The sequence below is a fragment of the Nocardioides agariphilus genome (genome assembly GCF_015352445.1).
Taxonomy (GTDB): Bacteria; Actinomycetota; Actinomycetes; order Propionibacteriales; family Nocardioidaceae; genus Nocardioides; species Nocardioides agariphilus.
In genome coordinates this window covers 76020-89366 of record NZ_JADKPO010000011.1, presented here as the reverse complement: position 1 = coordinate 89366, position 13347 = coordinate 76020, and the positions used below count along the sequence as shown (strand labels likewise).

Annotated in this window: 15 protein-coding genes; 7 read left to right on the top strand and 8 right to left on the bottom strand. The window is 70.1% G+C overall.

The genetic code is table 11. From position 1 onward, the window contains the following. Nucleotides 1-66 precede the first annotated feature (66 nt). Entirely contained in the window at nt 67-1158 is a 1092-nt protein-coding gene (locus tag ISU10_RS10020; protein ID WP_194696257.1) for a potassium channel family protein, read from the top strand. Nucleotides 1159-1260: 102 nt separating this feature from the next. Here ISU10_RS10020 and purE read toward each other — a convergent pair whose 3' ends face one another. Next, entirely contained in the window at nt 1261-1779 is a 519-nt protein-coding gene (purE, locus tag ISU10_RS10015) for a 5-(carboxyamino)imidazole ribonucleotide mutase (protein ID WP_194696256.1), read from the bottom strand. Between the two features lie 5 nt (nt 1780-1784). After that, the gene (locus tag ISU10_RS10010; protein WP_228500424.1) at nt 1785-2951 is read right to left on the bottom strand and encodes a 5-(carboxyamino)imidazole ribonucleotide synthase; all 1167 of its coding nucleotides are present in this window, start codon (nt 2949-2951) and stop codon (nt 1785-1787) included. Between the two features lie 65 nt (nt 2952-3016). Here ISU10_RS10010 and lepB point away from each other — a divergent pair, with 65 nt between their 5' ends. Beyond that, the gene (gene lepB / locus ISU10_RS10005) at nt 3017-3799 is read left to right on the top strand and encodes a signal peptidase I (RefSeq protein WP_370865084.1); all 783 of its coding nucleotides are present in this window, start codon (nt 3017-3019) and stop codon (nt 3797-3799) included. Nucleotides 3800-3805: 6 nt separating this feature from the next. On the opposite strand, the gene ISU10_RS10000 is transcribed toward lepB, so the two are convergent. The 4 genes from ISU10_RS10000 to ISU10_RS09985 all read right to left on the bottom strand — a co-directional run bounded on the left by ISU10_RS10000 (nt 3806) and on the right by ISU10_RS09985 (nt 6528). Beyond that, nucleotides 3806-4120: a winged helix-turn-helix domain-containing protein gene (locus ISU10_RS10000; protein WP_194696254.1), complete on the bottom strand. Its 315-nt coding sequence runs from the start codon at nt 4118-4120 to the stop codon at nt 3806-3808. A 90-nt stretch (nt 4121-4210) separates the two neighbouring features. After that, a complete protein-coding gene (locus ISU10_RS09995; protein ID WP_194696253.1) occupies nt 4211-5227 on the bottom strand; it encodes an adenylate/guanylate cyclase domain-containing protein in 1017 nt (338 codons plus the stop codon). Beyond that, nucleotides 5214-5723, bottom strand: a complete 510-nt coding sequence (locus ISU10_RS09990; RefSeq protein WP_194696252.1) for a PH domain-containing protein — start codon at nt 5721-5723, stop codon at nt 5214-5216. Before ISU10_RS09990 ends, ISU10_RS09995 begins: the two co-directional genes overlap by 14 nt. A 31-nt stretch (nt 5724-5754) precedes the next feature. Further along, on the bottom strand, nt 5755-6528 hold the full coding sequence (locus ISU10_RS09985; protein ID WP_194696251.1) for a biotin--[acetyl-CoA-carboxylase] ligase: 774 nt from the start codon (nt 6526-6528) through the stop codon (nt 5755-5757). An 87-nt stretch (nt 6529-6615) separates the two neighbouring features. On the opposite strand from ISU10_RS09985, the gene ISU10_RS09980 reads away from it, so the two are divergent. The 5 genes from ISU10_RS09980 to ISU10_RS09960 all read left to right on the top strand — a co-directional run bounded on the left by ISU10_RS09980 (nt 6616) and on the right by ISU10_RS09960 (nt 11759). Beyond that, complete coding sequence (locus ISU10_RS09980) at nt 6616-8181, top strand: acyl-CoA carboxylase subunit beta (protein WP_370865101.1); 1566 nt, start codon at nt 6616-6618, stop codon at nt 8179-8181. After that, nucleotides 8178-8408, top strand: a complete 231-nt coding sequence (locus ISU10_RS23030; protein ID WP_194696250.1) for an acyl-CoA carboxylase subunit epsilon — start codon at nt 8178-8180, stop codon at nt 8406-8408. The genes ISU10_RS09980 and ISU10_RS23030 overlap by 4 nt, the downstream gene beginning before the upstream one ends. 96 nt (nt 8409-8504) lie before the next feature. Then, nucleotides 8505-9377, top strand: a complete 873-nt coding sequence (locus tag ISU10_RS09970) for a sigma-70 family RNA polymerase sigma factor (protein WP_194696249.1) — start codon at nt 8505-8507, stop codon at nt 9375-9377. Nucleotides 9378-9429: 52 nt separating this feature from the next. Then, a complete protein-coding gene (locus ISU10_RS09965; protein WP_194696248.1) occupies nt 9430-11124 on the top strand; it encodes a DUF885 domain-containing protein in 1695 nt (564 codons plus the stop codon). Next, nucleotides 11121-11759 (top strand): Maf family protein, encoded by a 639-nt coding sequence (locus tag ISU10_RS09960; RefSeq protein WP_194696247.1) that lies wholly within the window; start codon nt 11121-11123, stop codon nt 11757-11759. The genes ISU10_RS09965 and ISU10_RS09960 overlap by 4 nt, the downstream gene beginning before the upstream one ends. Here the strand turns inward: ISU10_RS09960 and ISU10_RS09955 are convergent. After that, the gene (locus tag ISU10_RS09955; RefSeq protein WP_194696246.1) at nt 11659-12252 is read right to left on the bottom strand and encodes a GtrA family protein; all 594 of its coding nucleotides are present in this window, start codon (nt 12250-12252) and stop codon (nt 11659-11661) included. The two genes, ISU10_RS09960 and ISU10_RS09955, sit on opposite strands and share 101 nt — an antisense overlap. A 37-nt stretch (nt 12253-12289) precedes the next feature. Next, the gene (locus tag ISU10_RS09950) at nt 12290-13342 is read right to left on the bottom strand and encodes a hypothetical protein (RefSeq protein ID WP_194696245.1); all 1053 of its coding nucleotides are present in this window, start codon (nt 13340-13342) and stop codon (nt 12290-12292) included. Nucleotides 13343-13347 lie beyond the last annotated feature (5 nt).

The following is a 13347-nucleotide window of genomic DNA, read 5'->3' as shown; positions in this document are numbered from 1 at the left end:
CCTCTGACAAGATGTGGCGTTAGCTGAAGTCAGGGGGATGCATTGCGTTTGCGCGCCAGGACGTTCGTGGCCTCCATCTTCTCGGCGCCACTGCTGCGCCGCATCGGCTACCACGTCAGCGTGATGACCAGGAACGTCGACAAGACGTTCTTCCTCCGGCTCTTCGGCGGGCTGTTCATCGTCGTCCTGGTCGCGGCCTTCGCCGTCAACGCGGCCGAGGGCAGCCGCGACAGCGTGGCCGACTGGTTCAAGGACCTCGGTCGCAACTTCTACTGGGGCGTCACCACGGTGATGGGATCCGGCGACGCGTCGCACGTCGACTCGCTGGTCGGGTTCATCATCAGCTGGCTGCTGGTGCTGTTCGGGGTCGCGATCGTCGCGACCATCACCGGTGCGCTGGTCGGCTTCCTCATCGACTTCTTGCTCAAGGAGGGTCAAGGCATGGGTGCGAGCGGATACCGCGACCACATCGTGGTCTGCGGGTGGAACTCGACGGCTCGCGAGCTGATCGCCGAGCTCGACGGCGATGACTACGACCGCAAGATCGTGCTGATCCACGATGCCGACAAGAACCCCGGCGGCAGCGGCGTGTACTTCGTCCAGGGCGACGTGACCAGTGCCGACGACCTGCGTCGCGCGGGCATCGAGGAGGCGATGGCCGCCGTGGTGTGTCCGGCAGACGCCTCCAACGAGTCCGACATGCGCTCGATCCTGACCGTGATGGCGATCGAGTCGATCGCTCCGCAGGTGCGCACCGTCGTCGAGGTCAACAACCCCGCACACGTCGAGCACTTCAAGCGGGCCCACGCCGACGAGATCATGGTGACCTCACGGATCGCCTCGCGGCTGCTCGCGAGGTCTTCCCTCTACCCGGGTCTGGCCGAGCTCGTCACCGACATCGTCTCGGGCGGCGAGGGCTCCGAGCTCTACCGGGTCAACCTGCCCGACGAGTACATCGGACTGTCGATCGACGAGCTCTCCGCCAAGCTCCGGTCCGAGCATGCCGCCACCCTGCTCGCCATCGGCCGCGGCGGCCGTGCCTTCGTCAACCCACCCCCCGACTTCCGACTCGAGCTCGGCGACGACGCCCTCGTGGTCGCCGAGTCGCTCGGCACCCTCCAGCCCATGGACGCCGACTACACCGACGAGACCGTCTGACGCGCGGCCCCTTGGGATTACCCGGCCGGCCGGGTAATCCCTGGGTTGTCGGCCAATGCATGCCGTGCCAACCCAGAGATTTGGCTGGCAACCCCGGGCGGGTCAGAACCCCAGCTTGCTCGATCCGCTGGCGTTGCGTCGTACGACGGCGCCCTTCTCGTGGGCCTCGGCCTTCAGGCGGCCCTGGAAGTCGGTCATCTGCTGGCGCAGGCCGTCGTCGGCTGCAGCCAGGATGCGGACGGCGAGCAGGCCGGCATTGCGGGCACCTCCGACGGCCACGGTCGCGACCGGCACACCGGCGGGCATCTGCACGATCGAGAGCAGGGAGTCGAGACCATCGAGCTGCTTGAGCGGCACGGGTACGCCGATGACGGGCAGTGGGGTCACCGAGGCGAGCATGCCCGGCAGGTGGGCCGCTCCCCCGGCCCCGGCGATGATCACCCGCAGACCGCGGCCGGCGGCCTGCTGGCCGTAGGCGAGCATCTCCTCGGGCATCCGGTGGGCCGAGACGACATCGGCCTCGAACGGGATGCCGAACTCCTCCAGCGCCTTCGCCGCCGCCTCCATCACCGGCCAGTCGGAGTCGGACCCCATCACGATGCCGACACTGGCCTCAACCATGGGGATCACTCACTCTCGTCTCCCAGCTCACCGGCGAACCATGCGGCGGCGTGCCTGGCCCGCTCCAGGCAGTCGTCCAGGTCCTCACCGTAGGCGTTCACGTGCCCGACCTTGCGACCCGGCCGCAAGTCCTTGCCGTACAGATGCACGCGCAGCCTCGGGTCGCGCGCCATCGCGTGCGGGTACCCGTCGTACAGCCTGCCCGTCTCGTGCGGGCCGCCGAGGATGTTGACCATCACCGTCCACCTGGCCCGTGGCTCGGGCGAGCCGAGGGGGAGGTCGAGCACGGCTCGCAGGTGGTTCTCGAACTGCGAGGTGACCGCGCCGTCCTGGCTCCAGTGGCCGGTGTTGTGGGGACGCATGGCGAGCTCGTTGACCAGGACCCGGCCGTCGGTCGTCTCGAACAGCTCGACCGCGAGCACCCCCGTCACGTCCAGCTCGCCCGCGAGCATCAGCGCCAGCTGCTGTGCTTGGCCGGCCAGGGCGGGGTCGAGGCCGGGCGCGGGAGCCACGACCTCCTTGCAGATGCCGTCGACCTGCACCGACTCCACGACGGGGTACGCCGCCGCCTGACCGCTCGGCGAGCGCACCACCAGCGCAGAGAGCTCGCGACGGAAGTCGATGAGCTCCTCGGCGATCAGGCCTACGCCGGACTCCTGGGCCACCGCGAACGGCTCGAGGCAGTCGTCGGCCGAGCGGACCACCCACACACCCTTGCCGTCGTACCCGCCCCTGGTCGTCTTGAGCACGCACGGGAAGCCGAACGCCTCCACGTCGTCGGTCGAGGTGACCACTGCGTTGCGCGGGCAGGGAGCCGCGAGCTCGGCGAGGCGGGCTCGCATCACCGCCTTGTCCTGGGCATGCACCAGCGCGGCAGGACCCGGCCGGCAGGCCACCCCGGCCATCGCCAGCGCCTCGAGGTGCGCAGTGGGTACGTGCTCGTGGTCGAAGGTCACCACCTCGCACCCGGCCGTCACCTCGGTCAGCGTCCGCAGGTCGCGATAGTCGCCGACCCGGTGGTCGGGGATGACCTGGGTGGCCGAGACATCCGGGCCCTCGGCCAGCAGGCGCAGGGGAATCCCGAGCGCAGCAGCCGGCTCCGCCATCATCCGCGCGAGCTGGCCGCCACCGATCACGGCCACGGCCGGCGCGCGAGACGTCACGGGCGTCAGAGTAATGACCAGACCAGTCGCCGCCGTACGCGGGACAGCACACGGGACTGACCTACGCTCGCCGGGTGACGTCCGAGCGCTCCGGGGCCCGCGGCCGCCGACCTCCCGACGAGGAGGCGACCGGTCCGGCCCCACGGGTCGCCCGACGTCCGCTCTGGCAAGAGGCCCTCGTCGTCGCCGTCGTCGCCGTGGGAGCGGCGCTCTTGGTGAAGTCCCTGTTGCTGCAGGCCTTCTACATCCCCTCGGAGTCGATGGAGCCAGGGCTCGTTCGCAACGACCGCATCCTCGTGCAGAAGATCTCCTACGAGCTCGGTGGCTCGCCCCAGCGCGGAGACGTCGTGGTGTTCGAGGACCCCGGCGACTGGCTGCCGCCCGACGAGGCAGCGGGGCCGACGGGGACGGTCGCCAAGGCGATGGAGAAGGTCGGCCTGTACCCGTCGGGTGGACACCTGGTGAAGCGGGTGATCGGCATCGCCGGCGACTCGATCCACTGCTGCGACCCGCAGGGCCGGATCATGGTCAACAGGGTCGCGCTCGACGAGCAGGGCTACGCCCGCGAGGACGGGGCTACCTGCTACGGCCCCATGCACGACTGCACCTGGGACGCCGGGCCCGTACCCGAGGGCTCGATCTTCGTGATGGGTGACAACCGCAGCCACTCGGCCGACTCGTCGTACCACCTGTGTGAACCCGCCGACCCCCACTGCACGCCTGGTGACGAGTACGTCCGCGTCGACCAGGTGGTCGGCAAGGTCTTCGTGCTGATGTGGCCCTGGCAGCACTTCACCTGGCTGCACCGGCCCGACTCCTTCGCAGGAGTGCCGCCACCGGCTCGTCCTGGCGGTTGAGGACCCCTAGACCTCGACGGGCGAGGCCACCTCGAACCGCAGACCGCGACCGCGCACCGTGCTGATCAGGCTCGGGCTGCGCGAGTCGTCGCCGAGCTTGCGGCGCACCCACCCCAGGTGGACGTCGATCGTCTTGGAGGACGTCCAGAAGTTGGCTCCCCACACGTCGCGCATCAGCTCTTCGCGGCTGACGATGTCGCCGGGACGGGAGATCAGGGCGTGCAGCAGGTCGTACTCCTTGCGCGACAGCACGATCTCCCGCTCAGCGCGCCACACTCGGCGTGCGAGCGGGTCCACGCGGACGTCCTGGACCTCGAGCACAGCCAAACGGTAGGAAAATCGAGTCCCCACCGCTGGGAAACGGCAAAAATGGCGCGACTGGCCTCGACCGGTGTCCGAGCCTCCGGATCGCTAGTGGCGGCGTACGGCGACCGGCTCGAGCAGGCCGAAGCCGCGCACGGGCCTCGCTGGCAGCGGCCGCGTCTCGAACTGGTCAGGAGGCAGCAGGGCCGCTGTCGTCGGGTCCACGATCACCCGGTTGCGACGGGCCACGGCAGTCAGCCGGGAGGCCAGGTTGACCGGCGGACCGAAGACGTCACCGAGGCGCAGCACCACCGAACCAGAGGCCAGACCGACGCGTACGTCGGGCATCCGGCCGTCGCGCCCCACCACCGCGATGATCCCCTCGGCGGTGTCGAAGGCCCGGATCGGGTCGTCGTTGACGAACAGCACCGCGTCGCCGAGCGTCTTGATCACCCGGCCGTGCTGGCTGGCCACGACGTCGGAGCATCGCGACTCGAACAGCTCCACCAGGTCGCCGAGCCGGCTCTGGGTGAGCTCGTTGGACAGCTCGGTGAAACCGACGATGTCGGCGAATCCCACCGTCATCTGGGTGGTGCGCAGGTCGGTCGCGTCAGCAGTGTCCGCAGCCATGTCACCGCCGAGCCCCTCGACCCGGGCGACCGCTGCCGCCAGATGTCGACGCCACACGTAGACCAGGAGCTGCTCGAACGGCTCGTTGAGCTGCTCGATGAGGTGCAGGCCGGTGGTCGCCCTGCTCCCGGTGGCCTTGTCGCCGGCCTCGATCTCCTGCACCCGGTGCACGAGGGTGGCGACCTCCCAGTCGGCCAGGCGCGCCATCGTCTGACCAACGGCCCTGGTCAGCGTGACGGCCATGTCGAAGTCGATCTGGCCGCCCTCGACCTGCCTGACCAGGATGGAGACGGCCTCGACGTCCGCGTGGGTGAAGGCCACCTCCAGCCCGCGGTCGGGGAAGCCCAGCGCCCGCCACAGGCGCTGGGCCTGGTCGATGGTGACGCCGGTCTCGGCCGCGACGTCGGCGGCGGTGTACGCCGGGTCCTCGCCGAGGATGGCGCGCTCGAGCTCCTCGGGCCTCGGGCGTGCTGCCGCCCGCTCAGAGTCCTTCATTGCTCTGCGACGAGCCGTCGGCGTGGAGGCGGTGGAGCACCTCGTTGAGGACCCGCTGACGCTCCTCGACGCGCGGGATGTCGTGCAGCGGAACCTGTCCGTGGGTGCTGGCGTCGCTGATGACGAGGGTGCCGCAGCCGAGCAGCCGGTCGATGAGGTCCTTCTCGTAGGCGACGTCGCTGATCCGCGAGAGCGGGATGTCGTGACCGCGCCGGGTGATCACGCCGTATCGGGTGATCAGGCGCCTGTTGGTGACGGTGTAGTGCGCGACCAGCCAGTTGAGGAACGGCCACACCGCGAGCCACAGGATCACGGCAAGGGCCAGGATCCAGACCACGAGGGAGACCGTGGAGTTGTCGATCGCCCGGTCCAAGAAGACCGCCACCGCCAAGGCCACGATCAGCGCGAGGAACGGCAGGATCAGTGCCTTGGGGTGGGTCCGGACGTCGAAGACGACCTCCTCGCCCGGGTTCAGCAGGTTCTTGGAGATGGCCACGGCCGCCATGCTGCCAGATCCGGGCCGCTTGCTACTCGATCGTCGCGTGGACCACGTCGCCCGCCGACACGCTGGCGATGCCACCCGGGGTCCTGACCATGAGCTGGCCACCCTGGTCGATGGCGCTGGCCTCGCCGGAGAGGGTCTCGCCCGAGGGCAGGCTCACCCGGACGTGCCGGCCGACGGTCACGCAGGCCGCGGCGTACGCCGAGCGCAGCGGCACCGGGCCACGACGCTGGAGGTCGTCGTACTCGGTCCTCAGGCTCTGCAGGAGCAGCGAGAGCAGATCGGTGCGGTCGACGGCGAGACCCGCGACGGCCAGCGAGGTCGCCTCGTCGAGAGGGAGCTCTGCCACGGTCATGCCGACGTTGATGCCGATCCCGACGACGAGGGCCGGCCCTGTGGGGGTCTCGAGCCGCTCGGTGAGGATGCCGGCCAGCTTGCGACCATCGAGCAGCACGTCGTTGGGCCACTTGAGGTCGACGACGGCGCCGGCCCGTCGCAGCGCCAGCGACGTGGCGTACCCGGCCAACAACGGGAACCACGGCCAGTCACCGGACGGCAGTCGGGGTCGCAGCAGCAGCGAGAGCGTCAGGGCCGAGCGGGCCGGGGTCTCCCAGGTGCGGTCGAGCCGGCCGCGACCTGCGGTCTGGTGCTCAGCCACCACGACCAGCCCTTCGCCCGCGCCCGCACGGGCCCGGTCAGCGACCAGGGCGTTGGTCGAAGGCGCGGTCTCGACCACCTCGACCACCCAGTCGGCGGGTGCCTCGATGCGGTCGGGGTCGAGCGGCGGGTGCGTCGTCACATGGCTAGATTGACCCAGGTGAGCGCATCGGTGCACCCCAGTCAGTCGATCGGCGAGGGAACGGATGTCCCGCCTGAAGGTTCCGGCATCGACATCCACACCACTGCGGGCAAGCTCGCCGACCTCGATCGCAGGCTCGACGAGGCCGTCCACGCGGGTTCGGCCAAGGCGGTCGAGAAGCAGCACGCCAAGGGCCGCAAGACCGCCCGGGAGCGGATCGCGATGCTCTTCGACGAGGGTTCGTTCGTCGAGCTCGACGAGCTGGCCAAGCACCGTTCGACGGCGTTCGGGCTGCAGCACAACCGCCCCTACGGCGACGGCGTCGTCACCGGATACGGCACGGTCGACGGCCGTCAGGTGTGCGTGTTCTCGCAGGACTTCACCATCTTCGGCGGCTCGCTCGGCGAGGTCTACGGCGAGAAGATCACCAAGGTCATGGACCTGGCCATCAAGACCGGCTGCCCCATCGTCGGCATCAACGAGGGCGCGGGCGCGCGCATCCAAGAAGGCGTCGTCTCGCTCGGCCTGTACGGCGAGATCTTCCGGCGCAACGTGCACGCCTCGGGCGTGATCCCCCAGATCAGCATGATCATGGGCTCCTGCGCCGGCGGCCACGTCTACTCCCCCGCGGTCACCGACTTCACCGTGATGGTCGACGGCACCTCCAACATGTTCATCACCGGTCCCGACGTCATCAAGACCGTCACCGGCGAGGACGTCACGATGGAGGAGCTCGGCGGCGCGCGCACCCACAACACCAAGTCGGGCAACGCGCACTACATGGGGTCCGACGAGGAGGACGCCATCGAGTACGTCAAGGCGTTGCTGTCCTACCTCCCGCCCAACAACCTCGACCCGGCGCCGACGTACGACGAGGTCGCGGACACCGGGTTCAGCGACCTGGACCGCACGCTCGACACCCTCATCCCGGACTCGCCCAACCAGCCCTACGACATGCACGACGTCATCACCGCGACAGTCGACGACGAGGAGTTCCTCGAGGTGCAGGCGCTGTTCGCGCCCAACATCATCGTCGGCTTCGGCCGGGTGGAGGGACACCCGGTCGGTGTCGTGGCCAACCAGCCGATGCAGTTCGCCGGCACCCTCGACATCGACGCCTCCGAGAAGGCCGCGCGCTTCGTGCGCTTCTGCGACGCCTTCAACATCCCGGTACTGACCTTCGTCGACGTGCCCGGCTTCCTGCCCGGCACCGACCAGGAGTGGAACGGCATCATCCGCCGCGGCGCGAAGCTGATCTACGCCTACGCCGAGGCCACCGTCCCGCTCGTCACCATCATCACGCGGAAGGCCTACGGCGGCGCCTACGACGTGATGGGCTCCAAGCATCTCGGGGCCGACATCAACCTGGCCTGGCCGACGGCGCAGATCGCGGTGATGGGCGCGCAGGGTGCCGTCAACATCCTCTACCGCAAGGAGCTCGCTGCCGCCGACGATCCCGAGGTGCGTCGGGCCGAGCTGGTGACCGAGTACGACGACACCCTGGCCAACCCCTACATCGCGGCCGAACGCGGCTACATCGACGCCGTCATCTCTCCCCACGAGACGCGGGTCGAGGTGGTGCGTGCACTGCGCCTGCTGCGCACCAAGCGCGAGACGCTGCCGGCCAAGAAGCACGGGAACATCCCCCTGTGAACCCCTCGTCGGTCGAGCCTGTCGAGACCAAGCCCCTCCTCCGGATCGTCCGCGGCGACGCGACGCCCGAGGAGATCGCCGCACTGGTGGCGGTGGTCGCCTCGATGGGCGGCATCGCGCCAGCGAAGGCGAAGCCGCGCAGCACCTGGGCGCACCCTGCCCGCGGGCATCGCGAGGTCCATCGCCACAGTGTCGGCACCTGGCGGGCGTCCGGTCTGCCGCGCTGAGGCTTCGTCCGCGGGCAGCCCCGATCGACGCCGTGTCACGTTCGTGGCGCGTCGGTCGTCAACCTTCCGGACAGCCACCGAGGAGGATGTGACCCGATGACCGACGAACTACTGCTGGCCGAGCAGTTCGAGACCGAGCGTCCCCGTCTCCGCTCGGTCGCCCAGCGCATGCTCGGCAACGACGCCGCGGCCGACGACGCCGTACAAGAGGCGTGGATCCGGCTGGTCCGCACCGACCAGCGGGGCAAGGAGATCGACAACCTCGCCGGCTGGCTGACCACCGTCGTCTCGCGGATCTGCCTCGACCTGCTGCGCAGCCGTACGTCGCGACGCGAGGACGACTGGCCCGACGACGCGGACTTCGTGGACCGAGCCCCCACGCCCGAGGAGCAGGTCGAGCTCGCCGACGCCATCGGGCAGGCGATGACGGTGGTGCTCGACTCGCTCGCGCCGGCCGAGCGACTGGCCTACGTGCTCAAGGACGTCTTCGCGGTGCCCTTCGACCAGATCGCGCCGATCATCGGTCGCTCCGAGGTGGCCACCCGTCAGCTCGCCAGCCGGGCCCGGCGCCGGCTGCAGGAGCCGGAGCCGCGGGAGGACCTCGCCGCCGCCGACGCTGCGGTGGTGGACGCCTTCATGGCCGCCTCGCGCGACAACGAGTTCGCCGCCCTGCTGGAGCTGCTCGACCCGGACGCCGAGGTGCGGGTCGACGAGGCCGCCCTCGCCATGGGCGGCCAGGCCACCTCCATCAAGGGCGGCCGCGAGATCGCGGAGTTCTTCGCGGGGCGGGCCAAGGCGGCACTGCCGGCCACCCTCGATGGCGGTGCCGCATCGTGCTGGCAGCACCTCGGCGAGATCAAGGTGGTCTTCGCGTTCACCGTGGTGGACGGGAAGGTCAAGCAGATCGAGCTGCTGGCCGACCCGTCGGTGCTCACGCGTGTGGGCCGACGCTCACCTCGCCGATCGTGAGGACCTAGAACCCGCAGGCGCGCCGTCGGCGGCGGCTCCTAAGGTGGCCCGCATGACTTCAGGCCATCTGCCCGACCGCACCGTAGACGCGATCGCCGAGCGCTACGTCGAGCAGGCCGCGGCCCTCCATCCCGTGCAGGCGACCTACTACGGCGTGGCCGGTCACGACGACCGGCTGCCCGACCTCTCCCCCGACGGCTACGACGCCCGAGACGGCCTGACCCGCAAGACCCTGGCCGACCTGCGCGACGCGCCGCCGGTCGACGAACGCGAACGGGTCGCGCGGGAGGCGATGATCGAGCGGCTCGCTCTCCAGGTCGAGATGGCCGACGCCGGCATCCCGCGCAGCCAGATCTCGGTGACCTCGAGCGCGGTCACCAGCCTCCGCGGCGCGTTCGACCTGATGCCGACCGAGGGCGAGGAGGCGATCGCCAACATCGACGCCCGCCTGGCTGCGGTGCCCGAGGCGCTGGCCGGGTTCAGGGCCACCCTCCTCGAGTCCGCCGACAGGGGCCGGGTCTCCGCCAAGCGCCAGTACTCCGAGATCGCCCTCCAGCTGCGCCGCTGGACCGGGCAGGACGGCACCACCGGCGACGTGTTCGCCAAGCTCGTCGACTCGCTCGACGCCGACGGCGCCATGGCCGAGTCGCTGGCCAGGCACGCTGCTGAGGCCAGTGCTGCGATGGCCGACTTCGGCCGCTTCGTCGGCGAGGAGCTGGGCCCGCGCGGCCGCGACCGCGAGGCCGTCGGCCGCGACGAGTACGCCTTGTGCAACCGCAGCTTCCTCGGTGCGACGGTCGACCTCGACGAGACCTATCACTGGGGCTGGGCAGAGCTCAAACGGCTCCACGACGAGATGGTCGCGACCTCGGACCGCATCGTGCCCGGTGGTTCGGTCGACGAAGCGATCGCGGCCCTCAACGCCGACCCCACCCGCATGGTCGAGGGCCGCGAGCGGTTCCGCGACTGGATGCAGGAGCTCTCCGACCGCACCGTCGCCGAGATGGCCGACGTGCACTTCGACATCCCGGAGCCGATCCGCAGCCTGGAGTGCCGGCTGGCCCCGACCAACGACGGCGGCATCTACTACACGCCGCCGAGTGAGGACTTCAGCCGGCCCGGCCGCATGTGGTGGTCGGTGCCCGACGGCATCGACACCTTCTCCACCTGGCAGGAGACCACGACCGTCTTCCACGAGGGCGTGCCCGGCCACCACCTGCAGTGCGCGCAGACCCTCTACCGCGACGACATCCTCAACCGCTGGCAGCGGGCGATGTGCTGGGTCAGTGGTCACGGTGAAGGATGGGCGCTCTACTCCGAGCGACTGATGGACGACCTCGGCTACCTCGCCGACCCGGGTGACAAGCTCGGCATGCTCGACATGCAGGCCTTCCGCGCCGCCCGGGTGATCGTCGACATCGGCATGCACCTCGAGCTGGAGATCCCTCGCGACAACCCGTTCGGGTTTCATCCGGGCGAGATCTGGACCCCCCAGCTGGGCCTGGACTTCATGCGCGAGCGCTCGAGCATGGACGACGAGTTCATCAAGTACGAAGTGCTGCGCTACCTCGGCTGGCCCGGCCAGGCGCCGTCCTACAAGGTCGGCGAGCGCATCTGGCTCGAGTGCCGCGACGAGGTCAAGGCCCGGCGGGGCGCCGCCTTCGACCTCAAGCAGTTCCACACCGAGGCGCTCAACCTCGGCTCCCTGGGCCTCGACCCCTTCAGAGCGGCGATGGCGCGACTGTGACCACCCTCGTCCTGGCCTCGGCCTCCCCCGCCCGGCTGGCGACGTTGCGCGCCGCCGGAGTCGAGCCCGTCGTCATCGTGTCGGGCGTCGACGAGTCGCAGGTGGTCGACCTGCCACCCGCGGAGCTCGCGCTCCAGCTCGCCGAGCTGAAGTGCTCGGCCGTCGCCCGGACGGTGACGGAGCGCCCAGACCGGCAAGGCCACGTCGTGCTCGGCTGCGACTCCGTCCTGGAGCTCGACGGCCAGGCCCACGGCAAGCCCGCTGACCCGGACGAGGCCCGCGCCCGCTGGCAGGCGATGCGCGGCAGGTCCGGCGTCCTGCACACCGGCCACGCCCTCCACGACGCCGCGAGCGGCCGGGTTGCTGCCGCGACCGCGTCGACGGTCGTCCACTTCGCCGGGGTGACCGATGACGAGATCGACGCCTACGTCGCGACCGGCGAGCCGCTCCACGTGGCGGGAGCCTTCACCATCGACGGCCTCGGTGGCGCCTTCGTGACGGCCATCGAGGGCGACCACCACAACGTGGTGGGACTCAGCCTTCCCCTGCTGCGGGAGCTCCTGGCTGAGCTCGGCCACTCGTGGACGGATCTGTGGCCACACCCTGCGCCACCTCCGGGTCCGTCTCCGAGCTGAACCTGACGTCCTCGACGTCGCCCCAGTGCACCAGGCGCGGGATGTCGAGGGGCATCGGCTGCTGGAAGACGTACTCGCGGAAGAGGTAGAACCTCGCCACCTGACCCAGCAGCTGACCGATCACGGTGCCGGCCAGGTTGTCGGAGAGGGGGTCGTCGAGGCCGAGCCAGTTGCGGCTGAGCCACAGCAGGATCATCGGGATCGGCATCGTGATCAGGTTGATCACGAAGAACGCCGTACGTCCGCCGTCGGCGTGCCGTGGTGGGCGGTGCTTGAACGTCCACGCGCGGCTGAGCCGGTAGCTGATCACCATGCCGACGAAGTTCGCGATCACGAACGCCGTCACCGGGTGGCCGTGCAACCACGGGTCGTTGGTGAGGTAGAGGCCGTGCGCCAAGAAGTTGAAGACCACGAACGCAGCGAACGTCGAGATGCCGCCGACCGCCATAAAGCGCCCGACCTCGACCCGCAGGCGGTCCCAGCCCTCTCCCACGGGGGGCAAGACTACCGAGCGCCGGCTCTCGATGGCGTCAGCCCGACTCGCCGGCCAACTCGCCGGCCAGCTCGACGGTCTGCCGAACGGTCGCCCGACGGGTGCCCGGGCCGGGATCTGCGTCGTCGCTCTTGCGCAGCCGGAGGTCGACCTCCACACCGACGCTGACCGCTCCTTCGGCTGCCACGTCGAAGGCCCAGGTGCCTGACACGCGCTGGGGATCGCGGCGTACCTCACCGAACCGGCCGTCGGGCGGCAGGGGGGTCGAGCCGTCGACGGTGAGGGCGGGTTGCATGCTCACCACGTCGTAGGCCGTGGCATCGGCGGTTGCCCGCGAGACGGAGACCGCCGCACCCAGGACGAGCCACGCATGGTCCTCGGCTGCCCAGCCGGCGCCGGGGAGGTACGGCGTGCGCTGCGCAGGGCCGATCGTGCACGCGAGCTCGAGCTCGACGCCGCCGGTCTCGATGCCACCTTGGGCGCAGGGCGCCTGGTACTCCTGGGCCTGCTTGACGTAGAGCGGCTCGGCCGCCCCGGCCTCACGCGCGCCGGTCTTGGGATTTACGGTCTGCGTCAGCCCGTCATAGGTCACCGCCACGCGCACCGAGTCGATCTGGTCCGGTCGCTCGTCGACGGCCACCCAGACGTTGTCGAGCCCCGAGTCGGCCGTCCCCTCGTCGCCGACCACGCGGTAGGGAGCCCCGAGGTTGGTCGTCTTGCCGTCGACCACGAGGGCGACCTGGGCCGGTTGCGGCGACCCTCCGGTCAGCCCGACCGAGATGCCCATGTGCCCGAACGGGTCATGGGCGATGTGGACCGGGATCCAGCTGCCGCCCTCGGGGGCCTGGTGCGTCGCGTCGTCGCGGGCCTCGTCGGGGGTGACATCGCCGGTCTGGGCCTCGCCCACGACGACGTCGATCCGCCCGGTCGGGATCAGCACGAACCCGAAGTCGCCGATGATCTCCAGCGACGGCCGCCCGGCGACCACCTCGCCGGCGACCGTGGAGGACGAGTCGTCGGAGCACGCCGCGAGAGCAGCGCACGCACCGACGAGGACCAGTGCCACGAGGCGTTGCCGACGATGGGTCACCCGAA

Excerpts from the sequence above, each read along its gene's own strand:
- ISU10_RS09995 (WP_194696253.1), bottom strand. The coding sequence starts at position 5,227 with ATGAAGGACTCTGAGCGGGCGGCAGCACGCCCGAGGCCCGAGGAGCTC.
- purE (WP_194696256.1), bottom strand. The coding sequence starts at position 1,779 with ATGGTTGAGGCCAGTGTCGGCATCGTGATGGGGTCCGACTCCGACTGG.
- ISU10_RS09965 (WP_194696248.1), top strand. The coding sequence starts at position 9,430 with ATGACTTCAGGCCATCTGCCCGACCGCACCGTAGACGCGATCGCCGAG.
- ISU10_RS09970 (WP_194696249.1), top strand. The coding sequence starts at position 8,505 with ATGACCGACGAACTACTGCTGGCCGAGCAGTTCGAGACCGAGCGTCCC.